The sequence below is a fragment of the Methylobacterium sp. D54C genome (assembly GCF_053345595.1).
Map to the genome: position 1 here is coordinate 17,454 of NZ_JBKFAK010000014.1, position 23,587 is coordinate 41,040.

The 23,587-nt window shown below is 72.8% G+C and carries 21 protein-coding genes and 1 tRNA gene; 8 read left to right on the forward strand and 14 right to left on the reverse strand.

The window, feature by feature from the left end; translation table 11 throughout:
- Positions 1-68 precede the first annotated feature (68 nt).
- From ACLBYB_RS22250 to ACLBYB_RS22285, 8 genes are all read right to left on the reverse strand, one after another.
- Positions 69-1,628, reverse strand: a complete 1,560-nt coding sequence (locus tag ACLBYB_RS22250; RefSeq protein WP_447700077.1) for a PhnE/PtxC family ABC transporter permease — start codon at positions 1,626-1,628, stop codon at positions 69-71.
- Positions 1,628-2,344, reverse strand: a complete 717-nt coding sequence (locus ACLBYB_RS22255) for an ATP-binding cassette domain-containing protein (RefSeq protein WP_447700078.1) — start codon at positions 2,342-2,344, stop codon at positions 1,628-1,630. Before ACLBYB_RS22255 ends, ACLBYB_RS22250 begins: the two co-directional genes overlap by 1 nt.
- 5 nt (positions 2,345-2,349) lie before the next feature.
- Positions 2,350-3,360: a putative selenate ABC transporter substrate-binding protein gene (locus ACLBYB_RS22260; protein ID WP_447700079.1), complete on the reverse strand. Its 1,011-nt coding sequence runs from the start codon at positions 3,358-3,360 to the stop codon at positions 2,350-2,352.
- Between the two features lie 157 nt (positions 3,361-3,517).
- Entirely contained in the window at positions 3,518-4,843 is a 1,326-nt protein-coding gene (locus ACLBYB_RS22265) for an adenylate/guanylate cyclase domain-containing protein (protein WP_020095569.1), read from the reverse strand.
- Entirely contained in the window at positions 4,843-6,255 is a 1,413-nt protein-coding gene (gene hflX / locus ACLBYB_RS22270; RefSeq protein WP_020095570.1) for a GTPase HflX, read from the reverse strand. The genes ACLBYB_RS22265 and hflX overlap by 1 nt, the downstream gene beginning before the upstream one ends.
- A 248-nt stretch (positions 6,256-6,503) precedes the next feature.
- The gene (hfq, locus tag ACLBYB_RS22275; RefSeq protein ID WP_007563033.1) at positions 6,504-6,755 is read right to left on the reverse strand and encodes an RNA chaperone Hfq; all 252 of its coding nucleotides are present in this window, start codon (positions 6,753-6,755) and stop codon (positions 6,504-6,506) included.
- 196 nt (positions 6,756-6,951) lie between these two features.
- Complete coding sequence (ntrX, locus tag ACLBYB_RS22280) at positions 6,952-8,316, reverse strand: nitrogen assimilation response regulator NtrX (protein WP_020095571.1); 1,365 nt, start codon at positions 8,314-8,316, stop codon at positions 6,952-6,954.
- Positions 8,313-10,823 (reverse strand): ATP-binding protein, encoded by a 2,511-nt coding sequence (locus ACLBYB_RS22285; protein WP_447700080.1) that lies wholly within the window; start codon positions 10,821-10,823, stop codon positions 8,313-8,315. Before ACLBYB_RS22285 ends, ntrX begins: the two co-directional genes overlap by 4 nt.
- Positions 10,824-10,954: 131 nt before the next feature.
- On the opposite strand from ACLBYB_RS22285, the gene ACLBYB_RS22290 reads away from it, so the two are divergent.
- Together ACLBYB_RS22290 and ACLBYB_RS22295 are read left to right on the forward strand one after the other, a co-directional pair.
- Positions 10,955-11,047: transfer RNA gene (locus ACLBYB_RS22290), tRNA-Sec, on the forward strand.
- 210 nt (positions 11,048-11,257) lie between these two features.
- The gene (locus ACLBYB_RS22295; protein ID WP_091683143.1) at positions 11,258-11,518 is read left to right on the forward strand and encodes a hypothetical protein; all 261 of its coding nucleotides are present in this window, start codon (positions 11,258-11,260) and stop codon (positions 11,516-11,518) included.
- A 22-nt stretch (positions 11,519-11,540) separates the two neighbouring features.
- Here ACLBYB_RS22295 and ACLBYB_RS22300 read toward each other — a convergent pair whose 3' ends face one another.
- A complete protein-coding gene (locus tag ACLBYB_RS22300) occupies positions 11,541-11,936 on the reverse strand; it encodes a hypothetical protein (RefSeq protein WP_056524642.1) in 396 nt (131 codons plus the stop codon).
- A 209-nt stretch (positions 11,937-12,145) separates the two neighbouring features.
- On the opposite strand from ACLBYB_RS22300, the gene ACLBYB_RS22305 reads away from it, so the two are divergent.
- Together ACLBYB_RS22305 and ACLBYB_RS22310 are read left to right on the forward strand one after the other, a co-directional pair.
- The gene (locus ACLBYB_RS22305) at positions 12,146-12,382 is read left to right on the forward strand and encodes a DUF4170 domain-containing protein (RefSeq protein ID WP_020095575.1); all 237 of its coding nucleotides are present in this window, start codon (positions 12,146-12,148) and stop codon (positions 12,380-12,382) included.
- Between the two features lie 226 nt (positions 12,383-12,608).
- Positions 12,609-13,553 (forward strand): ribose-phosphate pyrophosphokinase, encoded by a 945-nt coding sequence (locus tag ACLBYB_RS22310; RefSeq protein WP_012318471.1) that lies wholly within the window; start codon positions 12,609-12,611, stop codon positions 13,551-13,553.
- A gap of 45 nt (positions 13,554-13,598) precedes the next feature.
- On the opposite strand, the gene glgX is transcribed toward ACLBYB_RS22310, so the two are convergent.
- Both glgX and ACLBYB_RS22320 read right to left on the reverse strand, forming a co-directional pair.
- Positions 13,599-15,722, reverse strand: a complete 2,124-nt coding sequence (glgX, locus tag ACLBYB_RS22315) for a glycogen debranching protein GlgX (RefSeq protein WP_447700081.1) — start codon at positions 15,720-15,722, stop codon at positions 13,599-13,601.
- Between the two features lie 54 nt (positions 15,723-15,776).
- Complete coding sequence (locus ACLBYB_RS22320; RefSeq protein WP_042672419.1) at positions 15,777-17,198, reverse strand: alpha,alpha-trehalose-phosphate synthase (UDP-forming); 1,422 nt, start codon at positions 17,196-17,198, stop codon at positions 15,777-15,779.
- Positions 17,199-17,628: 430 nt separating this feature from the next.
- Here ACLBYB_RS22320 and ACLBYB_RS22325 point away from each other — a divergent pair, with 430 nt between their 5' ends.
- The 4 genes from ACLBYB_RS22325 to ACLBYB_RS22340 all read left to right on the forward strand — a co-directional run bounded on the left by ACLBYB_RS22325 (position 17,629) and on the right by ACLBYB_RS22340 (position 19,918).
- Positions 17,629-18,174, forward strand: coding sequence for a hypothetical protein (locus ACLBYB_RS22325; RefSeq protein WP_447700082.1), 546 nt, complete (start codon positions 17,629-17,631; stop codon positions 18,172-18,174).
- Positions 18,175-18,178: 4 nt separating this feature from the next.
- Entirely contained in the window at positions 18,179-18,628 is a 450-nt protein-coding gene (locus ACLBYB_RS22330; RefSeq protein WP_170855257.1) for a phage holin family protein, read from the forward strand.
- Positions 18,629-18,633: 5 nt separating this feature from the next.
- Entirely contained in the window at positions 18,634-19,005 is a 372-nt protein-coding gene (locus ACLBYB_RS22335; protein ID WP_020095580.1) for a DUF3618 domain-containing protein, read from the forward strand.
- 109 nt (positions 19,006-19,114) lie between these two features.
- On the forward strand, positions 19,115-19,918 hold the full coding sequence (locus ACLBYB_RS22340) for a hypothetical protein (RefSeq protein WP_447700083.1): 804 nt from the start codon (positions 19,115-19,117) through the stop codon (positions 19,916-19,918).
- A gap of 175 nt (positions 19,919-20,093) precedes the next feature.
- On the opposite strand, the gene ACLBYB_RS22345 is transcribed toward ACLBYB_RS22340, so the two are convergent.
- From ACLBYB_RS22345 to ACLBYB_RS22355, 3 genes are all read right to left on the reverse strand, one after another.
- Positions 20,094-21,611: a malonate--CoA ligase gene (locus ACLBYB_RS22345; RefSeq protein WP_020095582.1), complete on the reverse strand. Its 1,518-nt coding sequence runs from the start codon at positions 21,609-21,611 to the stop codon at positions 20,094-20,096.
- 116 nt (positions 21,612-21,727) lie between these two features.
- On the reverse strand, positions 21,728-23,137 hold the full coding sequence (locus tag ACLBYB_RS22350; protein WP_447700084.1) for a malonyl-CoA decarboxylase: 1,410 nt from the start codon (positions 23,135-23,137) through the stop codon (positions 21,728-21,730).
- Positions 23,138-23,381: 244 nt separating this feature from the next.
- Positions 23,382-23,573 (reverse strand): hypothetical protein, encoded by a 192-nt coding sequence (locus tag ACLBYB_RS22355; RefSeq protein ID WP_012318462.1) that lies wholly within the window; start codon positions 23,571-23,573, stop codon positions 23,382-23,384.
- Between the last annotated feature and the right edge of the window lie 14 nt (positions 23,574-23,587).

The following is a 23,587-nucleotide window of genomic DNA, read 5'->3' on the forward strand; positions in this document are numbered from 1 at the left end:
GCGCGACATCGGCGGGTGTGGCGCTGCTGGATTGCTTCGCTCCGCTCGCAACGACGGCGGCGCTCCGATCAGCCGTCCGCAGCCTCCGCCCCGGTGATCGGCTGCGGCCCGGAGAGCCGGGTCGGCAGGGTGTCGATCCGCAGGGACCGGCGGAGCGCCCGCGAGAACGTGTCGACCGCCATCGTCACCAGCGCGGTGGCGGCGATCAGCACCAGGGCCACGTCGAGGCGCAATTCCGAGATCGCGGCGTCGACATAGAAGCCCAAGGTCGTGACCCCCAGGATGCCGAAGATCGCGCTCTCCCGCAGGATCAGCTCCCAGCGGTAGAGCAGGTAGGCCAGGAACTGCCCGTAGAGCCGCGGCACGGTCTCGTAGGCGTAGAGGTCGAGGCCCCGGGGGGCGTCCGCCCGGTAGGGGATCGCGTCGGCGTGCCGGCCCATCAGGTAGGCGACGATGCCGGCATTGTGCAGCGCCAGCGCCAGGATCGCCGGCAGCATCGAGGGGCCGAGCAGCTGCAGGGCGACGTAGGCCAGCATGTATTCCGGCGTGGAGCGCACCACCACGAGGAGCGCCCGCCCCAGGGGCCGCCCGATCGGCCCGGCGAAGCGCCGCGCGGTCAGCGGGAACAGGACGAGGGCCCCGAGGGCGGTGGCGGCCAGGGCGATCTGTGCCAGGATCAGCGTCTGGGCCGTGCCGGGCAGGACCTGCTCGGTCAGGATCGGGCGCAGCCACGACCAGAACCGCGCCCAGGTCTCGGGCTCGGTGAGCGGCGCGCCCCGGAGCGGGGCCGGCACGACGTCGTGGCCGAGGAAGCGGGCGAGGCTCGGGCCGATCGCCGCGCTGCCGACGGTCGGCGGCAGCGCCAGCACGGCGCCGACGAGGAGGAACGGCAGGGTCCGGGCGCGCACCCAGAGCCGGCGCGTGCCGATCAGCGCGTAGAAGATCAGGAGCAGCGCCCCGGCCTCGGCGTAGCGGCCCTGGCGGAAGGCGGATTCGAAGGCGAAGCCCATGGTCGGCAGGCCGATGAAGCCCAGCACGAGGCTGGAGCGCAGGCCGCATTCGAGGCGATAGAGGGTGTAGTCGCGCATCCGTCCGGCCACTTCGGGCAGGCGCGCGTACAGGAAGGCCGAGACCGTGCCGGTGCCCGCGGGCAGGACGCGGAGCGCCGCGAGGTCGGCCTCCTCGATCAGCTCGGCGTAGACCTTGGCGCAGATGCCCGCGTAGGGCAGCGCGATGGCGAGGACGCCGGTGGTCGCCGACAGGCCGAAGACCTGCATCAGCAGCAGCGCCCAGAACAGCTCGTGGACGGCGCGCAGGCCCGCGCAGGCGAGCCGGACGGCGCGCGAGCGGGCGAAGGGGACGGCGAGCAGCAGCCCCGTCCCGGCCCCGAGCCCGACGCCGAGCATCGCGAAGGCCACGGTGTAGAGGACGCTCCAGCCCTCGACCGCGAGAAAATCGGGCCGGATCAGGCCGCCCAGCAGCCGGGCGAGGTCGGCGAAGGGGTGGAGGGTCGTGACCTGCAGGTCGGCGACCAGCAGGCCGGCGAGCGCCGCCGCCAGGAACCAGCGGCTCACCGCCGCGTAGCCCGGCCGTGGCAGGAACGCGGCCTTGCCGGCGAGAGCGCCCATCAGGCGGCCTCGTAGAACGGGCTGAGCCGCGCCGGGTCGAGGCCGGCCGAGGGCGCGTCGAGGACGATCCGGCCGGCCTCCAGCACCACGACCCGGTCGGTGTGGGCGAGGGCCAGGGCCACGTCGTGGAGCGCCAGGATCAGGGTCTCGTGCCCGCGGGCCAGCTCGGTGAGGATCCGGCCGCCCTGCTGGCGGTCCAGCGCCGAGACCGGCTCGTCCGCCACCAGGATCGGCCGTCCGTTGTAGAGGGCGCGGGCCACCGAGACGCGCTGCTGCTGGCCGCCGGAGAGCTCCCCGGCCCGGTCCCAGAGCCGGTCCGCGAGCCCGACCCGGTCGAGGACCGCCGCCACGGCGGCGACGTCGGCCCGCGCCGGCCGGACCAGGGTGCGCAGGTTGTGCAGGGTCGAGCGCCGGTCGAGGCGGCCCATGTAGACGTTGTGGAACACCGAGAGCGGCCGCACCAGGGCGGCCGCCTGCGGCACCAGGGCCACCCGCCCGGGGGCCTGCCCGTGGATCAGGCCGATCAGGGTCGACTTGCCGGCCCCCGAGCGCCCCATGAGCGCGACCCGCTCGCCCGCCCGCACGGTCAGGTCGAGGCCCGACAGAACCGGGCGCCCGTCATAGGCCGCGGAGGCGTTCGCCAGGACGATGGCCGCGCCGGACCCCGCGCCCGCCTCCTTGCCCGACTCCTCGCCGGCTGCCGCGCCGCGCGACACGCGCGTCAGTCCAGGAGGCCGGTGGAGCGTCCGACCTCGACGAGGGGCTCGTAGGCCGCGTTGGTCACGGGGATGAACTTCGAGCGCCCGAACGGCTCCAGGATCGTCGGGTCGGCGATGCCGGTCAGCGCGGCCCGCAGCCTGTCGGTGAAGCCGGCGCCGTAGGTCTGCTCCACGTCGCCCCGCACGGTCCACTGGTAATCGGGGAAGGTCGGGCTCTCCCAGATCACCGAGACGGCCTTCGGGTCGACCTTGCCGGCCTTCGAGTCGAGGTCCCAGACCGAGTAGTCGACGGCGCCGACCGCGAAGGCGCCGGACTGGACCAGCTGGATCGTCCGGGTGTGGTCGCCCGAGAAGCCGACCCGGGCGAAGACCTGCTCCGGGGTCTTCCCCGGGAAGGCCTGCCGGACGAAGTACTCGGGCATCAGCCGGCCGGAGGTCGAGGCGCGGGCGCCGAACGTGAAGGTCCTGCCCGCGACGGCCTTCGGGAAATCCTTCTCCGGCTTCAGCCCCGCGGCGGCGTTGGCGATGACATAGGTCTTGAACGCCGCGTCCTCGGCGCCCTGCGCGATCGCCTGGGAACCCGGCACGGCCTTGCGCGCCTGGACGCCGGTGAAGCCGCCGAACCACGCGAGCTGCACCTGCCCGTTGGTGAAGGCGGTGACCGCCGCCGGGTAGCTCTTCACCGGGATGTAGCGCACCGGCACGCCGAGCTCGGCCTCCAGATAGGCGGCGACCTTGCCGAAGCGCTCGACCAGCCGGCTCTCGTCCTGGTCGGGGATGCCGGTGAAGACGAGGGGCGGGAGCGCCTTCGCGGCCGGCTTCTCCTGCGCCCGCGCCGTCCCGGCGGCGGCCAGGGCCGCCAGGACGCCCAGGGCGAGCCGCCCCAGCCAGCCCGGTCCCGGCTTCGATCCCGGCTTCGATCCCGGCTTCGATCCCGACCTCGATCCCGACCTCGATCCCGACCTCGATCCCGACTTGGAGCCCGGCTTCGATCCCAGCGTCGATCCCTGCATCGCGTCCTCGTGGCACCACGCCCACGCACGGTGGGCTCGCAACACGGCGGGCGTAGCAGAAGACGCCGCGCGCGCCAGCCTCGATCCTCGCGATCCCGGCGCCCTGCGGCCCCGGGAGACCGCCGAGACGCCGCCGGGATTCCCCCGGGAATCCGTCTCAGGCGCCGGGCGCCACCGCGATCGCCGACAGGGTGAGGTGCTCCGGCAGGGCGGCGTCCGGCACCGGCACGGCCCGGATCCCGGCCGGGAGCACGCCGCCGAGCAGGTCCAGGAAGTCTCCCGACGCGGCGATCTCGATCTCGGCCGCCTTGGCCTGGGTCTCGATCCGCGCCAGGGCGTTCATCGCCGGACCCAGCACCGTGTACTCGGCCCGCACGCCGTCGTCGAAGACCCCGACCAGCAGGTCGCCCGCGTGCAGGGCGACCACGACCCGCAGGGGGAACAGATTCTCCCGGGCGCGGGCCGCGTTGAGCGCGGCGATCCGGTCGCGGATCGACAGGGCGCAGGCGAGCGCCGCGCGCGCCTGGACGTCGGGATGGCCGACGACGAACTGCACCAGCACCGCGTCGCCGATATACTTGTCGACGAGGCCGCCCTGCTCCGCCACCGCCGCCTGGGCCGCCGCCCGGACCCCCAGCAGGGCCGTCACCATGGCCTCGGGCGGGTGCTCGCGGGAGAGCCGCGAGAAGCCGCGGATGTCGAGGATCATCAGGCAGGCGTGGCGCCGGTGAATGCCGAGGCCGGAATCGCCGTCGTCGGCGGCGAGGTCGAGGGCGACCGTGTCGGGCACGAAGCGGGCGAGCTGGGTCCGCTCGTGCTCCATGCGCAGGGCCCGCACCACCGCGGCGCGCAGGCGGACCATGCCGTCGACCACCAGGAGGCCCGCCGCCATGAAGGTGGCGAGCCCGGTGAGCTGCGCGGTCGGGAAGGTGTCGGCGTTCGGGAACAGGTCCGGATGGATCAGGCCGACCAGGAAGGCCGCGCTCCAGCAGACGGTGACGAGCCCGCAGAACAGCAGGGTCTGCGCCACCCGCATGCTCAGGCCGGTCTGGAGCAGGAGCAGGAAGGCGGGCAGGCGGCTCACCGCGTCGGCGCCGAGCCCCGCCCCGCCCCCGGCTAGCATGTGCTCGATGATCACGTAGACGGCGAGCCCGGCATTGAGGCCGGTGCCGGCCCAGCTGTAGACGGTGGCCGCGGGGCCGCCGCCCCGCTCCCGCAGCCCGAACCAGATCGTGCCGAGGCCGTACAGGCCGAGGATGAACCAGTGGCTCAGGGCGTGCAGCGACCCGTCATAGGCCTGGGCCGCCATCAGCAGCACCAGCACGATCACCACCCGCAGGCCGAGCAGGCGCAGGCCGCCGCCGGCCTGCATGGTCCGCAAAACCGCCTCGTCGTCCGATCCGGGATCCGCCCGGCCCTCGGCAGGAGCCCGCGCGGGCCGCAGCGCGGAGAGCGTCGGGTTGCCGGCGCTGCCCGAGGCCATCAACCGCCCCGGCCGAGGCGCCGGGCCGCCGCGAAGCGGTTGAGGAAGCGCGGCTCCTTCTCGGGGGCGATCCGGATCGCGAGATGCAGGGTGCCGTCGGCCTCCGACCGGCGGTCGAGGATCTCGGCGTTCTCGTAGAGCCAGTTCAGCGCCGCCCCGTCCTCCGGCGGCAGCGCCACCGCGAAGCTCGCGCGGTTGCGCCCGATCCGCGCCTCGATCCGGGCCGACAGCGCGGCGAGCCCCTCCCCGGTCACCGCCGAGACCAGGACCGGCGCGGCACTGTCGCGGTCGTTGCGGGCCCTGGCCTGGCCGCTGAGGTTCAGGAGCCGCGCGCGCTCGTCGTCGTCGAGCAGGTCGGCCTTGTTCCAGACCTCGATGATCCGGTCGGTGCTGGTCTCGATGCCGAGCTCGCGCAGGACCTCGCCGACATCCTCGGCCTGGGCCTCGGAATCGACGTGGGCGACGTCCCGCACGTGGAGCAGCACGTCGGCCTCGATGGCGTCCTCGAGCGTCGCCCGGAAGGCCGCGATCAGGGGCGTCGGCAGGTCGGAGATGAAGCCCACCGTGTCCGACAGGATCACGGTCTCGCCGTGGGGCAGCTTGGTCGCCCGCGCGGTGGGGTCGAGGGTCGCGAACAGCATGTCCTTGGCGGTGACCTCGGCCCGGGTCAGGGCGTTGAACAGGCTCGACTTCCCGGCGTTCGTGTAGCCGACGAGCGCGACGATCGGGTACGGCACCCGGGCCCGGCTCTGCCGGTGCAGGCCGCGGGTGCGCACCACCGCGTCGAGGTCGCGCTCGATCCGGGTCATGCGCTCCTGGATCATGCGCCGGTCGGCCTCGATCTGGGTCTCGCCGGGGCCGCCCAGGAAGCCGAAGCCGCCGCGCTGGCGCTCCAAGTGGGTCCAGGAGCGTACGAGGCGGGACTTCTGGTAGGCGAGGTGGGCGTGCTCGACCTGCAGCGTGCCCTCGCGCGTGGAGGCGCGGCGCCCGAAGATCTCCAGGATCAGGCCGGTGCGGTCGATGACCTTGGCGCCCCAGGCCTTCTCGAGGTTGCGCTGCTGCACCGGCGACAGGGCGCAGTCCATCACGACGAGGCCGATCTCGCGGGCGCGGATCAGGCCGGCGATCTCCTCGACCCGGCCCTTGCCGAGATAGGTGGAGGGCCGGATCCGCGGCAGGCTGACGGCGAGGCTCTCGACCACGTCGAGCTCGATCGCGGCGGCGAGCCCGGTCGCCTCGTCGAGGCGGGCCTCCACGGAGCGCGACGGCGCGGCCGGTCCGGGGCCGGCCCCCGCCGCGCCGCGGGCGAGGTAGGGGCCGATCACCAGGGTGTGGGTCGCCGCGGCGATCTCGCCCTCGGGGGCGGCCTGCGCCTGGAGGCGGGCTTCGCCGGACGTCAGCGTTTCGGTCATACGGCCTTCGGCGCCGCCGCCCCGGGCGACGGCTTCGTTGGAGAGGTCGGAGTGTCAGAATGGGGATGCGGGCGGGCCGGGCCAAGATGCCGGCCGCGAACGGGCACAGATATCCGTCGGCGGGCGGGGTCTCCGCCCTCCCCCGCCGCGGCCGCGCCGGTCGCGCGGCGTCGCCCGCGCGGCGCATTGGGCCTCCGACCCGCCCGATCCCCGGCTTCCGGCCCGCTAGGCGCCGGGGCCGCCGGCCCTCACGCCTTCTCGGCGGTCTCGTCCGGCTCGAACAGCTGCACCGGGTGGCCCGGCATGATCGTGGAGATCGCGTGCTTGTAGACCAGCTGCGAGTGCCCGTCCCGGCGCAGCAGCACGCAGAAATTGTCGAACCACGTCACCACGCCCTGCAGCTTGACGCCGTTGACGAGGAAGATGGTCAGCGGAATCTTGTTCTTGCGGACATGGTTGAGAAAGGTGTCCTGAAGGTTCTGTGCGCGTTCGCCCGCCATCTTCTTGGCCTTCTTGTTGTCCCGGCTCGCTCGGTCCGGGAGGAGTATGCCGCGGGCCGGATCGTCCGATCATCCGGTCCAGGGCCGTGTATACCAACACCATGACGACGTGAAAGCGTGGGTGCAAGCAACCCCCGTTCCAGCCGATCCGTGACGGATCGGCCCCGCCATCAACGCGCGCCCCGGCGCCGCGGCCTCACGGGCCGATGCCGAGGGACTTCAACTTGCGGTGCAAGGCCGAGCGCTCCATGCCGATGAACTCGGCGGTGCGCGAGATGTTGCCCGAGAACCGCGCGATCTGCGCCACGAGGTACTCGCGCTCGAAGATCTCGCGGGCCTCCCGGAGCGCGAGGCTCATCAGCTTCTCGCCGCCCGCGCCGCCCGGTGTCGTCGGCACCAGGGCGCCGATCTCGGAGGGCAGCATCTCCGAGGTGACCTCCTGCTCCGGGTCGGCCTGGGTCAGGATCATCAGCCGCTCGACGTTGTTCTTGAGCTGGCGCACGTTCCCCGGCCAGTTGTGCGACTGCAGCACCGCCATGGCGTCCTCGGCGATCCGGCGCTTGGGCAGGCCGGTCTGGGACGAGATGTTGTCCATGAAGAACTGGATCAGCTCGGGCACGTCCTCCCGGCGCTCCGACAGGGCCGGGACCCGGATCGGCACCACCGACAGGCGGTGGAACAGGTCCTCGCGGAAGCGGCCGGCGGCGATCTCCTCCTGAAGGTCCCGGGAGGACGAGGAGATGATGCGGACATCGACGTGGACCCGCGTCGTGCCGCCGACCCGCTGGAAGTTCTGGTCGACGAGGACGCGCAGGATCCGGTTCTGGGTCTCCCGCGGCATGTCGGCGACCTCGTCGAGGTAGAGGGTGCCGCCGTGGGCCTCCTCCAGGGCGCCGACCCGCCGGCCGCTCTCGCCCTCGACCCCGAACAGCTCGGCCTCCATGGTCTCGGGCAGGATCGCCGCCGCGTTGAGGAGCACGAACGGGCCGTTCGAGCGGGCCGAGGCCTTGTGCAGGCTGCGCGCCGCGAGCTCCTTGCCGGCGCCCAGCGCCCCGGTGATCATCACCCGGGCGTTCGTCGGCGCCACCCGGTCGAGGGTCTGGCGCAGCTGGTTGATGGCGAGCGACGTGCCGACGATGCGGTTGGTGGCGCCGGAGCGCGCCGTCAGGTCGCGGACCTCGCGCCGGAGCCGGGAGGCCTCCAGCGCCCGCTCGGCCACCAGGATCAGCCGGTCGGCCTTGAACGGCTTCTCGATGAAGTCGTAGGCGCCCGCCTTGATGGCCGAGACCGCGGTCTCGATGTTGCCGTGGCCCGAGATCATCACCACCGGCAGGTCGGGATTGGCCGCCTTGATCAGGTCGAGCACCTGCAGGCCGTCGAGCCGGGAGCCCTGCAGCCAGATGTCGAGGAAGACGAGGTGCGGCCGGCGCGCCTCGATGGCGGCGAGCGCCTCGTCCGAGCCGCCGGCCGTGCGGCAGCGGTGGCCCTCGTCGTCCAGGATCCCGGCGACGAGGTCGCGGATGTCGGCCTCGTCGTCGACGATCAGGATATCGGCGCTCATGCGTGCATCTCCGCAATCCGGGGGGCCGTCGGCGCGGCGCCCTTCTCCTCTGTCGTGACGGGACTGGTCTCAGGGGCCGCCGCCGCCGGCTCGGGCCCGTGCTCGCGCGGGACCCGCATCCGGACCTGGCCGCCGCGGCCGGCGGGATTGTCGTTCAGCTCGATCCCGCCGCCGTGCTCCTCGAGCACCTTGCTGACGATAGCAAGCCCCAGCCCGGTTCCACCCTCGCGGGTGGTCATGTAGGGCTCGAGCAGGCGCTGGCGCCCCTCGGCCGGGAATCCCTTGCCGTTGTCGGTGACGGCGATCACCGCGAACCCGTCCTCGACGGCGAGGTTCAGGCTGATCTTGCCCTTGCCGAGCTCGGCCTCCGGCACCTCGGCCACCGCCTCGACGGCGTTCTTGAGGATGTTGGTGATCACCTGGCTGAGCAGCCTGATGTCGAAGGCCGCCACGATCTTCTCCGCACTGCCCGCGCCGCCCTGGGCCGAGAACGCGAAGTCGATGTCCGGGTGCGCGACCCGCATCATGAACAGGTTCTGCTTGGCGATCTCGGTGAGGTCGTTCGGCGCGATGGCGGGCTTCGGCATCCGCGCGAAGGCCGAGAACTCGTCGACCATGCGCTTGATCTCGTCCACCTGGCGCACGATCGTGGCGGTGCACTGGTCGAACACCTCCTTGTCGGCGGTGATGACCTTCCCGTACTTGCGCCGGATCCGCTCGGCGGAGAGCTGGATCGGGGTCAGCGGGTTCTTGATCTCGTGGGCGATGCGGCGCGCCACGTCGCCCCAGGCGGAGCTGCGCTGCGCCTGGACGAGGTCGGTGATGTCGTCGAGCGTCACCACCGAGCCGCGGGACGCCCCCTGCGCCTGCTCGCTCGTGACCCGCACCGTGATGGTGCGCTCGCCCCGGGACCGGGTGAGCTGGACCTGCTGCTGCTGCAGGCTGCGCGGGCGCGCCTCGCTCTCGGCCAGCACCGGCGCGAGCTCCGGCACCGCGCGGGCCAGCGGCTCGCCGACCAGGGCGTCGCTCGCGAGGTCGAGCATCCGCTCGGCGGCGGGGTTGGCGATGGTGACGAAGCCCGCCGCGTCGAGGCCGATCACCCCGGGCGAGACCCCCGACAGCACGGCCTCGGTGAAGCGGCGGCGGGTGTCGATCAGGTCGCTCGCGGCGATCAGGCCGGCGTGCTGGCGGCGCAGCTCCTGGGTCATCTTGTTGAAGCTCTCGCCCAGGTGGGCGAGGTCGCCGCTGGTCTTCTTGGTCGGCACCTGGGCGTAGAAATTGCCCGACGCCACCTGGTCGGCGGCGTTGATCAGCCGCCGGATCGGCGCCACGAACCGGTTGGCGAAGTTCATGCCGAACCAGACGGCCGAGAGCAGCGCGATCAGCGCGATCAGCAGGAACACTGACGCGAAGGTGATCTGGATCGAGCGGCGCAGCGAATCGTAGGTGAGGTACTCGGCCGCCGCCGCCCGGGACACGCCCGGGAACTCGATGGCGAGCTGGCTCACCTCCCGCTGCACCATCAGCACTGCGTCGTCGTAGGCCGGCATGCGCAGCAGCGCGGCGAAGACCCGGCCCTCGGTGGGCAGGAGGCAGATCGGATCGGCGGAGTTCGCCGCGTCCTCGAAGGCGGCCGCCGAGGGCAGGCGGTTCGTCTTCAGGACGTCGATCTTGGCCCGGGCCACCACCTCGGTGGGGCCGCGCATGATCTGCGCCACCGGCAGGCCGAGATTGGTCGCCCGGGTGGTCAGGAAGGTCTGGAACCAGTCCCGGTTCACGTCGAAGTTCGGCCGGGCCCGGGTGAGGTCGTCGGCGAGGATGCGGATCTCGCGGGCGAGGCTCTGGCACTGGTTCTCCTGGTAGGCGTCGGCCACCTCCACGGATTTCAGCACCACGTCCCGGACCCGGTCGGTGAAGCCGAGCGACAGGCCCCGGTCGATCGTCACCGAGGCGACCACGGCGAGCAGGATCGTCGGCAGGATCGCGATCAGCGAGAACAGGCCGACGATGCGGGTGTGCAGGCGCGCCACCGCGGCGTTGGCCTTGCGGGCGTGCAGGAAGACCCGCGCCTCCCAGGCGATGATGACCGCGAGGCCGAGCACCAGGGCGGCGTTGATGGCCAGCAGCGTCACGCCGTAGGCCGGCGTCGGCGTCACCCGGATCACCCCGGCCAGGATCAGGAAAGTCGCGAGCGCCGAGACCAGGGCGGTGATCACCATGGCGGCGCCGATCCAGCCGGGACCGCGCGGGCCCGGCCGCAGCGATTCCGCCAGGGGCGTGCCGGACGGCTGGGACGCCTCGGGGCCCGCGGGCGTGCCCGCGTCCCGCTGATCCGCGGCCGGCTGGACAGCGTCCGGCTGGCCCGCGTCCTGCTGGCCCGCGTCCTGCTGGCCCGCGTCCTGCTGGCCCGCGTCCTGCTGGACCGCGTCCTGGCCCGCCCCGTCGGCACCCCTCTCGGGGACCGACGCGGGGCCTTCCTCTGTCCGTGAGCGTCTCAGGAACGGCATGACTGGTGCAGGGCCACAACAGTGTGGCGGAATTAATACGAATCCGGGCGTCCGGGCGGCGGATCGGCGGCGCGATCCGCCGCACGCGGGCGGCCTTGACCGCGCCCCGCCCCGCCCGTACCCCCGGTCGCGGAGGCGAACGGGGTCTGGTGGCCCTCCTGGTCTTCAAAACCAGTGGTACGCCAACAGCGTACGGTGGGTTCGATTCCCATCCGCTTCCGCCACGCTTCAGACAATCGAAACCGATGAACCAGTGTTCGCCGATATTCAGGCGACACGTACGATTAAATTCGCGATACTGCTTCATCGGAACTGTGGGGGTGCCGGCTCGTTTCCCGCGATCGATCCCGCACGGGTGCCCGCGTGAAGAACCGATCCGCCGCCACCGTCCCGTTCCCGCCGGCCGCGGCCGGCCGCGCGCGCTGAGGCCGGCCATGCTGGACAGACTCGTCACGCTCCTCCCGCCCGGCGCCCGCGAGGCGCTGCGAACCCTCGCGGCGCGCCGGCCCGTGCGACTTCCCGTGGGACTTCCCCCGCGTCGGCCGGGCGCCGAGGCCACGATCCTGCCGGGGCTCGACGCGCGGCCCGCCCCGATGGCGCCGCTGCACCCGCCCGCCGCCATCAACGACAATCCCCTCCAGGCCCTCCACGACGCCGTCGAGCGGGACCTGCGCGCCAGCGGCCACCTGCGCTGAGCGCGGGCCGCGCGGCCGACCGTCAGCGCTTGGCCGGTGCGGGGCCTTCGGGAATCGTCCCGGGCGCGATCCAGTGGCAGGCCGTGGTGCCGCGCACGGCGGCGCAGTCGTAGCTCGCGCCGCCCAGCGTCACCTTGTCGACGATGCCGGCGAGGTCCGTGCGCGCCAGTGCCGCGCAGCCGAGATGGTCCGCCTTGGGGTCGGCCAAGTGCGCCGCGGCCGCCGCCGCACCGTCGCGCATCAGCATGCGGTAATTGGCCAGCGACGGGCAGCCGATCACCGGCGGCCCGGCCCGCCGGTCCGGGACGCTCCTGTCGGGGCGGGGCGCGCGGGGCGCCTGCTGGGCCTGGACCGGCGCCGCGCCGAGGCCGAGGGCCAGCGCGACGAGGACGGCGTCGGGGAGGAGGCGGCGTGTCATGGGCCGCTCGTAGCACGGCGCGTCCGGTGTTGCGCATCCACCGCGCCGCTACGCTCAGCCCCCCGGCCGGCCCCCTCGCCCGGCCCCCTCGCCCCGCCCTTCGCCCGGCCGCCGCAGATCTGCGGCGGATTCGGGGCTCGCCTGCGGATGTTCAGGCTTGACCGCGGGCCCGCCATTTGCGAGCGCCGCGCAGGAACGGAGGACGGGCCATGACGACGGAAATCGACAGCGACCAGAGACTGCACTTGGTCTTCGGCGGTGAATTGCAGGATCTCGACGGGGTCCGGTTCCGGGACATCAAGAACCTCGACATCGTCGGCATCTTCCCGGACTACGCCACCGCCCAGGCCGCGTGGCGGGCCAAGGCCCAGGCCACCGTCGACAGCGCGCAGACGCGCTACTTCGTGGTGCACCTGCACCGGCTGCTGGAGCCGCCGGCCCCCTGAGGGGACCGGGCGCGCGGGGATCCGAATCCGGATCCGGGGCCGGGTCCGCCGCGCGCGTCCGCGGTGAGAGCGGGGTAAGAGCGCGGTGAGGGCGCGGCCGTGAAGGCATTGTGACACTTCCGGCCCGCTGCTAAGAGCCTCGCCCGTCATCGGATCGTTCCGGCTCCTCGGGAGACCGGTCTGAACAAGAGCGGCGGGAGGTCCGGCCGCGAGCGAGCGGCCGCCCATGAAATCCTCGATCAAGATCATCGCCGGGAATGCCAGCCGGCCCCTGGCCGAGGCGATCGCGGCCTATCTCGAATTGCCGCTCGCCAAGTGCATGGTCCGGCGCTTCGCCGACATGGAGATCTTCGTCGAGCTCCAGGAGAACGTGCGCGGCGAGGACGTGTTCATCGTCCAGTCGACCTCGTTCCCGGCGAACGACCACCTGATGGAGCTGCTGATCATGATCGACGCCGCGCGCCGGTCCTCGGCCCGGCGCATCACGGCGGTGATCCCGTATTTCGGCTACGCGCGGCAGGACCGGCGCACCTCCGGCCGCACCCCGATCTCGGCCAAGCTGGTGGCGAACCTGATCACGGAGGCCGGCGCCGACCGCGTCCTGACCCTCGACCTCCACGCCGGCCAGATCCAGGGCTTCTTCGACATCCCCACCGACAACCTGTTCGCCGCCCCCGTGATGGTGCGCGACATCAAGGAGCGGCTGCCGAGCGCCGACCGGATGGTGGTCTCGCCGGACGTCGGCGGCGTGGTCCGGGCGCGCGCCATCGCCAAGCGGATCGACTGCCCGCTCGCCATCGTCGACAAGCGCCGCGAGCGCCCCGGCGAGTCCGAGGTGATGAACATCATCGGCGAGGTCGAGGGCCGCTCCTGCATCCTCGTGGACGACATCGTCGATTCGGGCGGCACCCTGGTCAACGCCGCCGAGGCCCTGCTCAACGCCGGCGCCAAGGACGTCTCGGCCTACATCACGCACGGCGTGCTGTCGGGCGGCGCGGTCTCGCGCATCGCCGCCTCGCGGATGAAGGAGCTGGTGATCACCGACTCGATCCAGCCGACGCAGGCCGTCAAGCTCGCCCGCAACATCCGGGTGGCGACGATCGCGCCGCTGCTCGGCGAGGCGATCGGCCGGACCGCGACCGAATCCAGCGTCTCCAGCCTGTTCGACTGACGGCGCCGTCCGGCCGATTCCGGCCGGTCCTGAGGCGCCCCGCCCCTACCGGCCCGGCACCCAGCCGCCCCGGTTGCCGGTCTCGGTGCCCGGCGCGGTGAGCACCAGGACCGTGCGGCCCGGCAGCGGCACGGCGGTCCCGGCCGCGATCGCCGGCGCGCCGGGGGTGCGGGCGCCCGCGGGCTCGCCCGTGTCGAAGGCCGGCGTCCACGGGCCGCCGATCACCGGGGCGAGGCGGAAGCTGACGGCCTCCGCCCCGGCATTGAACAGCATCAGCAGGCGCTCGCCCGGGTCGCCGTCGTTGCCGATCTGCATGCCGAACACCTGGAGCCCGTCGTCGGACCAGTGCCGGACCTCCATCTCGATGCCCTCGGGGGAGAGCCAGTGCACGTCGCGCAGGGGCTCGTCGGGGTCGATCAGCGCGCCCGTGAAGAAGCGCCGCCGCCGCAGGGCCGGTTGCGCCCGGCGCAGGGCCAGCAGGTTGGCCACGAAGTCCGTGAGGGCCGGATCCGGATCGACGCTCCAGTCCATCCAGCTCGTCGGGTTGTCCTGGGCGTAGGCGTTGTTGTTGCCGCCCTGGCTGCGGGAGCGCTCGTCGCCCATGAGCAGCATCGGGACGCCCTGGGCCAGCATCACCGTCGCCAGCATGTTGCGCTTCTGGCGGGCGCGGAGCGCCAGGATCGCCGCGTCGTCGGTGTCGCCCTCGACGCCGTAGTTGCGGCTGACGTTGTGGTTATGGCCGTCGCGGTTGTCCTCGCCGTTGGCCTCGTTGTGCTTCTCCTCGTACGACACCGTGTCGGCGAGCGTGTAGCCGTCGTGGCTGGCGATGAAGTTGACGCTGGCCAGCGGCGAGCGCCCGGACGGGGCGAACACCTCGCGCGAGCCGGTCAGCCCCTGCGTGACCTTGGCGAGCGTGGCGGAATCGCCCTTCCAGAAGCCCCGGGCGGCGTCGCGGAACTTGTCGTTCCACTCGCTCCAGCCGCGCGGATAGCCGCCGAGCTGGTAGCCGCCCTCCCCGACATCCCACGGCTCGGCCACCATCTTGACCCGCGCCAGCACCGGGTCCTGCGCCACGGCCTGGAAGAACGCCGCCTGCGGGGTGAAGGCGAAGGGCGCCCGCCCGAGGCTCGAGGCGAGGTCGAAGCGGAAGCCCGCGATGCCGTAGGCGGTGACCCAGTGGCGCAGGGAATCGAGCACGAGCTGCATCACCCGCGGGTGGCTCGCGTCGAAGGTGTTGCCGCAGCCGGTGCAGTCGCGGTTGCGGCGCGGGTCGGCGGGGTCGAGCTTGTAGTAGCTGGCGTTGTCGATGCCGCGGAACGACAGGGTCGGGCCGGTGTGGTCGCCCTCGGCGGTGTGGTTGTAGACCACGTCGAGCCAGGTCTCGATCCCGGCGGCGTTCAGCTCCCGGATCGCCGCCTTCAGGCCGCCGAGGCCGCCCTCCCCCAGGTAGCGCGGCTCCGGGGCGAAGTAGCCCAGGGGCTGATAGCCCCAGAAATTGACGAGCCCCTTCTCCACCAGGAAGCGGTCGTCCGCGAAGGCCTGGATCGGCAGCAGCTCCAGGGCGGTGACGCCGAGCTTGACGAGGTGCTCGATGATCGCCGGGTGGGCGAGCGCCCCGTAGGTGCCGCGCTCCGCCTCGGGGATGTCGGGATGGGTGCGGGTCAGCGCCTTGACGTGCGCCTCGTACACCACCGTCTCGGCGAGCGGCCGGCGGACCGGGTTGAGGGCGAGGTCGGGCACCTCCGGCGCGGTGACCACGCAGCGCGGCATGTAGACCGCGCTGTCGCGCCGGTCGATCCGGTCCTCGCGCCCGCCGCCCCGGCGGTGGCCGTAGAGCGCGTCGTGCCAGCGGATCCGGCCGCGGATCTCCCGCGCGTAGGGGTCGAGGACGAGCTTCGAGGCGTTGAACCGGTGGCCCGCCGCCGGGTCCCAGGGGCCGTGCACCCGGTAGCCGTAGAGCTGGCCCGGCAGCACGCCGCGCAGGTAGCCGTGCCAGACGTCGTCGGTCCGGCAGGGCAGCCGCACCGTGCGGGTCTCGTGCCGCTCCCCCGGCTCGAACAGGCAGATGTCGACCGCGGTGGCGTGCCCGGAGAACAGGGCGAAGTTGACGCCGCGCCCGTCGAAATGGGCGCCGAGCGGTGCCGGCACCCCGTCGTCGACGGCGATCATGCGGGGCGTCCGGTCACACGGATGGCGGCGGGCGGGAGCAGCGGGAGGCGCCGGCTATTCGGCGGCCGCGGCGGCGGTGGGCGGCTCGCGCTCGACCGTGCGGAAGTTCTCGAGTTCCGCCAGGAAGTTGCGCGCCCACCAGTCGACGTCCTCGCGGGTCATGCGCTCGACCATCGGCTTCCAGCGCGCCAGCCGCTCGGCCTTCGGCATGTAGAGGGCCGCGCGGATCGCCTCGGCGACCTCGAACCGGTCGTAGGGGTTGATCAGCAGCGCCTCGGGCAGCTGCCGGGCGGCGCCGGCGAATTTCGACAGGACCAGCACCCCCGGATCGTCCTCGCTCTGGGCGACGACGTACTCCTTGGCGACGAGGTTCATGCCGTCGCGCATCGGCGTGACGAGCCCGACCCGGGCGGCCCGGTAGAGGCCGGCCAGCACGGGCCGCGGATAGGCCTTGGTGATGTACTGGATCGGCGTCCAGGCCGGGTCGCCGAGCGAGCCGTTGATCTCGCCGACCTTCTCGTTCACCTCGCGGGCGAGCTGCTCGTATTCCGGCACCTCGCTGCGGGATTTCGGCGTGATCTGGATGTAGGTGACGTTGCCGCGCTGGTCGGGATTCGAGGCGAAGAAGCTCTCCACCGCCTCCATCCGCTCGGGCACGCCCTTGGAATAGTCGAGCCGGTCGACGCCGATCAGCAGCTTGCGGGTGCGCAGGCCCGCGATGGTCTCGCGCACGACCTTGTTGGAATTGGCCTTCTCGGCGGCCTCCTTGAAGCCCGCGACGTCGATGCCGATCGGGAAGGCACGGATCCGGGTCCGGCGGCCGTCGACCATCAGCGAGCCGCCGCCGAGCGGGATCGCCCGCTGGGTATCGACGAGGTTGCGCTGCAGGTTCTGGACGTCCGCCTCGGTCTGCAGGCCGATCAGGTCGTAGTCGACGATGGCGCGCAGGAGCTCGCCGCTCGCCGGCAGCGAGTTGAACACGTCGGCGGCGGGCCAGGGGATGTGGTGGAAGTAGCCGATCGGGTTGTCGAGCCCGAGTCCGCGCAGCTCGGCGGCGAGCGGCAGCAGGTGGTAATCGTGGACCCAGATGATGTCGTCGGGCTCGACCAGCTTGGCCAGCGCCCGCGCGAAGGTCCGGTTCACGCGGCTGTAGCCGGCATAGTCCGAGCGCGAGAAGGCGCCGAGCCCGAGCCGGTAATGCATGATCGGCCACAGGGCGCGATTCGCGAAGCCGGCGTAGTATTCCAGGTGATCCTGCGGCGAGAGGTCGACGACGGCGTACTGGACCCGGCCCCGGTCGATCAGCGTCGGCTCCTCGGACGGCTCGTCCGTGATGGTGCCGCTCCAGCCGAACCACAGACCTTCGTAGGCCGTGAAGGCCTCCTTGACCGCGACGGCGAGGCCGCCCGCCGCCACCGCCTTGCCGCCCTCCTCCGGGACGGCGACGCGGTTCGATACGATCACAAGGCGTGCCACGCGGGTCGGCTCCGGATCAGGGGCGCGGGTCGGGTCGAGGATCTCGCCGCGCCTGCATCGGGACGTCACTACTATGTCAGAACGCGCGGAGGCCCTGCGCGATCCTTTGTCGGTCGTCCCGCAACCCAAGCGTGAAGCCGGGCGCGGGTCAAGTCGAGGCCCTGCCGTTCCGGGACAGGGCGGCCGCTCCGTCCCGGTTGGGCGCCCCGGTCGGGCGCCCCGTGCGAGCGTTGTACAAGCGTGGCGGTTCTGGCAGATCTTGCCTGAACGGCGCGTGAGCGGTGCCGCCCGTCGCGCCGGACCCCGCGCACGCATCGGAAGGGCGCACAGGGACCGGAACCCGCGACAGCCGAGTCGGTTACTCAGCCATCGCGGGGCCCGCGGTCGCCGCGAGCGGCACCGTCCCCGCGCCGCGAGGAGTGTTTTCGAGATGGCCGGCAACGAGTTACCGCAAGGCACCCCCGCGGATCCGATCGCGGATCCGCACCGCGAGGGGTCGCACGCCGCGCCGCACGACGCGCCCCACACCGCCGCGGAGGAGCGCGCGCAGTGGCGGGCCCTCCAGGGCGACGTCGAGGGGCTCGCCGACGTGGCGGCCGAACGCGGGCGCGGCCTGCTCGATGCGGCCCGGCTGCAGGCGCAGAGCTACGTCGAGCAGCGCAAGAGCGACGCCGCGCAGTCGGTCCAGGACCTGGCGCAGACGATCCGCAATTCCGGCCGCGATCTCGGCGACAAGCCGAACGTCCGCGCCTTCTTCGACAGCGCCGCCGACGGGCTGGAGCAGCTCGGCTCCTCGATCGAGCGCCGCAGCCTCGGCGAGTTCTACAGCGAGGCCGAGTCCTTCGCCCGGCGCGCGCCGGTGGCGGTGGCCGTGGGGACCTTCGTGGCCGGCCTGATCGCCGCCCGCTTCATCAAGTCGTCCAGCCTGCCGCCGGAGGCGCCGGACGGCGACGCCCGCGACAGCTTCCGGGCCTGACGCCATGACCTACGGCTCCGACCCGCGCCAGGCGGGCCCCTCCACGGGTTCCTCCACGGGCCCAGCCACGGGCCCCTCCAGCATCCAGAGCCTGATCGGCGACGCCCTGCGGGAGACCAACGAGCTCGCCCGCAAGGAGATCGCGCTGTTCCGGGCCGAGATGGCCGGCAACGTCCGCCAGCTCATCGTCGGCCTCGCCTGCATGGTCGGCTCGGCGGTGTTCGCCGTGGTCGCCCTGCTGGTCCTGATCGGCGCCTTCGTGAAGTGGCTCGCCACCATCGTGGGCTCCGAGTGGCTCTCGGCCCTGATCGTCGGCGGCGTTCTGCTGCTCCTCGCCCTCGGGATGGCCCTGTGGGCGCGCAGCGTCCTCTCCCTCTCGACCCTGGCCCCGAAGCGCACGACGCGCCAGGTCCGCCAGGATGCCCAGGCCCTCTCGGAGCGCGTGTCCGGATGAGTACGATGAACGACCTCGAGAAGGAGATCGAGGAGAGCCGCGCCCGGCTCGACGACACGATCGACCGCATCCAGGGCCGGCTCTCGGTGCCGAATCTCGTGGACGAGATGCTGGGCAATGCCCGGCGGGTGCCGGCGCTGAACACGACCTACGATTCGGCCCTGGAGGCGGTGCGCCGCAATCCCGTGCCGGTGCTGCTGATCGCGGCGGGCGTCGGCCTGCTGTTCAACCGGATGGCCCGCGACGCTCAGCGCCGCCGCACCGAGGTCTCGGCCGAGCGCGTGCCCACCCTGAACACCGGCGCGGCCCGCGGCTACGACCCCGACCGCCCGACGGTCCGCCCGGCCCGCGATCCGCTGGACACGACCGAGATCTGAGGACCGGATCCGGCCGGGTCCGGGACGAGACACCGTGCCGCCTGGCCGGACGACTGGGCAGACCGGCGCCGAAGGCGGGCCGGCGAGACCGACATCTGAGGACAGCGCCATGACCGACAAGCCGGGTATCCCCTCCAGCACCCCCGAGCAGCTCGCCGCCGCGGCGGGGATGCCGCACGGCGCCGACGACAAGAGCCTGCGGCCGGATCCGGCCGGCCTCGGCGACCCGGGCGCGCCCGGCACCGCCGCGGGCGACTTCACCCTCCGGCCGGATCCGCGCGGCCTGCACGACCCGCTCCGGCCCGGCGCGGCGACGGGCTCGCACGACGCGGCCGCGCACGACGCTGCCCAGGACGCCGCTTCGGCCGCGAAGGACGGCATCCGGGCGGCGGGCGACCGGGCCACCGAGTTCGCCGGGCAGGCGCGCCGCACCGTCTCGGGCCTCGCCGACGATATCAACGACCGCCTCGGCGGGGCGGCCGATCAGGCGCGCGACCGCGCCACTGCGGCTTACGACGAGGCCCGGGAGCGGGCCGGCGCCCTCCATCGCCGCAACATGCGGGCGCTGGACGACCTGACCAGCCAGGGGATCGAGGGGATCAACCGCGGGCGCACCGCCGTCGAGCGCTTCGTGGACGACAACCCGCTCCTCGTCGGCGTCGTCGGCGTGGCCGCGGGCCTGCTCCTCGGCGCGCTGCTGCCGCGCACCCGTCAGGAGGACCGGAGCATCGGTCCCTGGGCCGACGAGGTCCGCGACCAGGGCCTGCGCTACGCCCGCGAGGTGACCAATATCGGCCGCGAGTTCGTCCAGACCGCCCTCGATCCGGACAACCTCAACGCCGCAGCGCGCAAGGTGGTCGATCCGGAGAGCCACACGCCGCCCGCGGGCGAGCGGACGCAGCACAATCTCTGATCCGGTGGCCGGGGCCCCTCCGTGGGGGCCTCGGCGCCGTCATCCCAGGCGAGGCGACGTGCCCCGGAGTTGCGCGACGTCGAGCAGCGTGGCGCCGCCTGGATTGCTCCGCTCCGCTCGCAGCGACGCGGTGGCCGGATCCTCGCTCCGTCGACCCTTCTGACGGGACGGCGCGTCAGTCCCGATACAGCCCCGCATGCGCCTCGCGGAGCAGGTTCTTCTGGACCTTGCCCATCGTGTTGCGCGGCAGCTCGTCCACGAACAGGACGCGCTTGGGGCACTTGAACCGGGCGAGGCGCCCCTCCAGGGCGGCCTGCACGCCGGCCTCGTCCGGGCAGCCGGCGCCGCCCACCACCACGGCGGTGACGGCCTCGCCGAAATCCGGGTGCGCCAGGCCGATCACGGCGGATTCGACCACGCCCGGCAGGGCGTCGATCTCGGTCTCGACCTCCTTCGGGTAGACGTTGAAGCCCCCCGAGATGATCAGGTCCTTGCCGCGCCCGACGATGTGGACGTAGCCCCGGCCGTCGACCTTGCCGAGGTCGCCGGTGATGAAGAACCCGTCGGCCCGGAACTCGGCGGCGGTCTTCTCGGGCATGCGCCAGTAGCCCTGGAACACGTTCGGGCCCTTCACCTCGATCATGCCGACCGCGTCGGGCCCGAGGGCCGCGCCGGTCTCGGGATCGACCACCCGCAGGGACACGCCCGGCAGGGGGAAGCCCACCGTGCCGGCGACCCGGTCCCCCGCGTAGGGGTTCGAGGTGCTCATGTTGGTCTCGGTCATGCCGTAGCGCTCGAGGATGGCGTGGCCGGTGCGGGCCTGCCATTCCCGGTGCGTCTCGGCGAGCAGCGGCGCCGAGCCCGACACGAACAGGCGCATGCCCCGGGCCGCCTCCGGCGTCAGGCCCGGCTCCTTGAGGAGCCGGGTGTAGAAGGTCGGGACGCCCATCAGGGCGGTCGCCCGCGGCATCAGGCTCAGGATCAGCTTCGGGTCGAGCCGGGGCAGGAACAGCATGGAGCCGCCGCTCGCCAGCACCGTGTTGGTCGCCACGAACAGGCCGTGGGTGTGGAACACCGGCAGGGCGTGGATCAGCACGTCGTCGGCGGTGAAGCGCCAGTACGCGACCAGCGTCCGGGCATTCGACGCGAGGTTGTCGTGGGTCAGCATGGCGCCCTTGGAGCGCCCGGTCGTGCCCGAGGTGTAGAGGATCGCCGCGAGATCCTCCGGACCCCGGGGCACGTCCGCGAAGGCGGCGCCCGCATCGGCGGCCCGGTCAGCGGCCTCCGCGGCGCTGCCGCCCCCTGCGGCGTCGAGGGTCCAGACCTGCCGGACGCCGGCGGCGGCCTCGGCGAGCGCGTCGCGCCGGCCCGGGTCGCAGACGAACACGGTCGGCTCGGCGTCGCCCAGGAAGTAGCCGATCTCCGCCGGGGTGTAGGCGGTGTTGAGCGGCAGGAACACGGCGCCGGCCCGGACCGCGCCGAGATACAGGAAGATCACCTCGGGGCTCTTCTCGACCTGCACGGCCACCCGGTCGCCGGGCGCGACGCCCGCCGCCCGCAGGGCCGCTGCGTAGGCGCCGGAGCGGGCGATCAGGTCCGCGTACGCGTAGCGGCGCCCGTCCGGCGTCTCGATCACGGTCTTGGCGGGATCGGCGGCGCCGTCCCGCACCAGGGAGAAGAGGTGGTTCGTCATCGTGAGGCTGGGCTATCACGGGCTATGGGTCGCGCGCACCCATAGCCGCCCGGAGGCCCCCTCGGCGAGCCCTTTCCGGCGGCGCGTCGTCCGCGCGGGCCGGTGAGTCGCGACGCCTACGCCTCGGCGAGCACCACGGCCCGGGGCGGCGGCAGCTTGGCGCGCAGCTCCCGGGTCACCGCCGGAGCCGCCACCACGGTGCCGAGATTGGCGTAGGTCTCGTGGTTCCGCTCGATGGCGGCGAGGTCGTAGAGGTAGTTGACCATCAGCCCGTGGGATTGCGCCAGCCCCTTCTTGGAGGTGTCGCCCAGGAAGTTGATCCGGTCGAGGCGCGCGCCGTTGCCGAGATGGAACCGGGCCACCGGGTCGAGGGGGCGCCCGCGCTCGTTCTTGGCGCGCAGGAAATAGGCGGCCGCGGCCGGGATCAGCGCCCGGCGCACCGTCTCGGCCCGGGCCTTGTCGGCCGGCCAGGCCGGGTCGTCCAGCGCCCGCAGGGTCTCGACATCCTCGGGCAGCAGGCCCTGCGGGCTGTCGGCCCGGCGCTCCCGCGCCAGCCACGCCGCGAAGCCCGGCACCGGCGAGAGCGTCACGAAGGTCTTGAGCGTGGGGACCTCGCGGGTCAGGTCCTCGACCACCTGCTTGATCAGGAAGTTGCCGAAGGTGACGCCGGCGAGGCCCTTCTGGCAGTTCGAGATCGAGTAGAACACCGCCGTGGTGGCCGCCTGCGGCTGCAGCGGCTTGCGCTCCTGCGACAGGATCGGGGCGATCGCCGGGGCGATCTGGTCGGTGAGCGCCACCTCGACGAAGATCAGCGGCTCGTCGGCGAGCGCCGGGTGGAAGAACGCGAAGCAGCGCCGGTCCGGCGGCTCGATGCGGGCGCGCAGGTCGTCCCAGCCGGAGATGGCGTGGACCGCCTCGTAGCGGATGATCTTCTCCAGGATGTGCGCCGGCGTCGTCCAGTCGATGTGGCGCAGCACGAGGAAGCCGCGGTTGAACCACGACGCGAACAGGTGCTCGAAGTCGCAGTCGAGGCTGTCGACGGCGTCCATCAGGGCGGGGTCGGCCTCGTCGCCGGCGCGCAGGGCCCGGCGCAGGTCGAACAGGTCCTCGCGCATCCGCACGAGGCTCAGCGTGCCGCCGCGGGCGAGGTTGAGGCGGCGAATCAGCTCCTGGCTGCGCGGCTCGGCGGCCTCGTGCAGGCTGCCCAGGCGGGCGCGGGAGGGGGCGGCGCGGTAGGCGGCGATGGCCTCGTCGACGGCGGCGTGGTCCGCGTCGAAGTCGAGGGCGATGGCCCGCAGGAAGGTGTGGCACTCCGCCTTGCCGAAGCTCGCGTAGCGGTCGAGGATCAGGCGGGCCAGCGCCACCCCGGAGGCCTCGCCGCGCCGGGAGATCAGGTCCTCGCAGAGCTTGACGAGGTCGCCGGCGCTCGCCCGGGGCCCGATGTCGCCGCGCCCGATCCCGATCAGGTCGCGGCCGCGCTCGCTGATGGTCTGAAGCAGGTCGCCGAAGAAGGAGATCGCCGCCATGACCTTCGCACTGACCCCCGATGACCCGGATTCGAGACGTGTCCGGTCCCGCGACGCCGGCTCGTCGGTCGGGCGCGGACGGAACGGGATCCGGACGCCGGCGGGCGTCCCGATCCGCCCGCCATTCTACGGCGCCGCGGCCGCCGCGACCAGAGCTTGACCGGTCGCCGACGCGGGGCTCCCCGTGTGCGGGCGCGGCACGACCATCGTGTGACGGGGGTGGTGCGACGGATCCGGACGATCGTCAGAGCCGCTCGGCCACGGTGGCGAGGTCCGCCCGCTCGCGCCAGTCGCCGACGCCGTGCTGGCGGGCGAAGCGCAGCTCCGCGGCGCGGCGTGCGCGCTCGGGATCGCGGGCCCGCGCGATCGCGACCGAGCCGATCGTGAACGGCACCCCGAGGATCTCCTTGGCGAAGTCGACGCGGTAGTTCGGCATCCCGTACTCCCTGC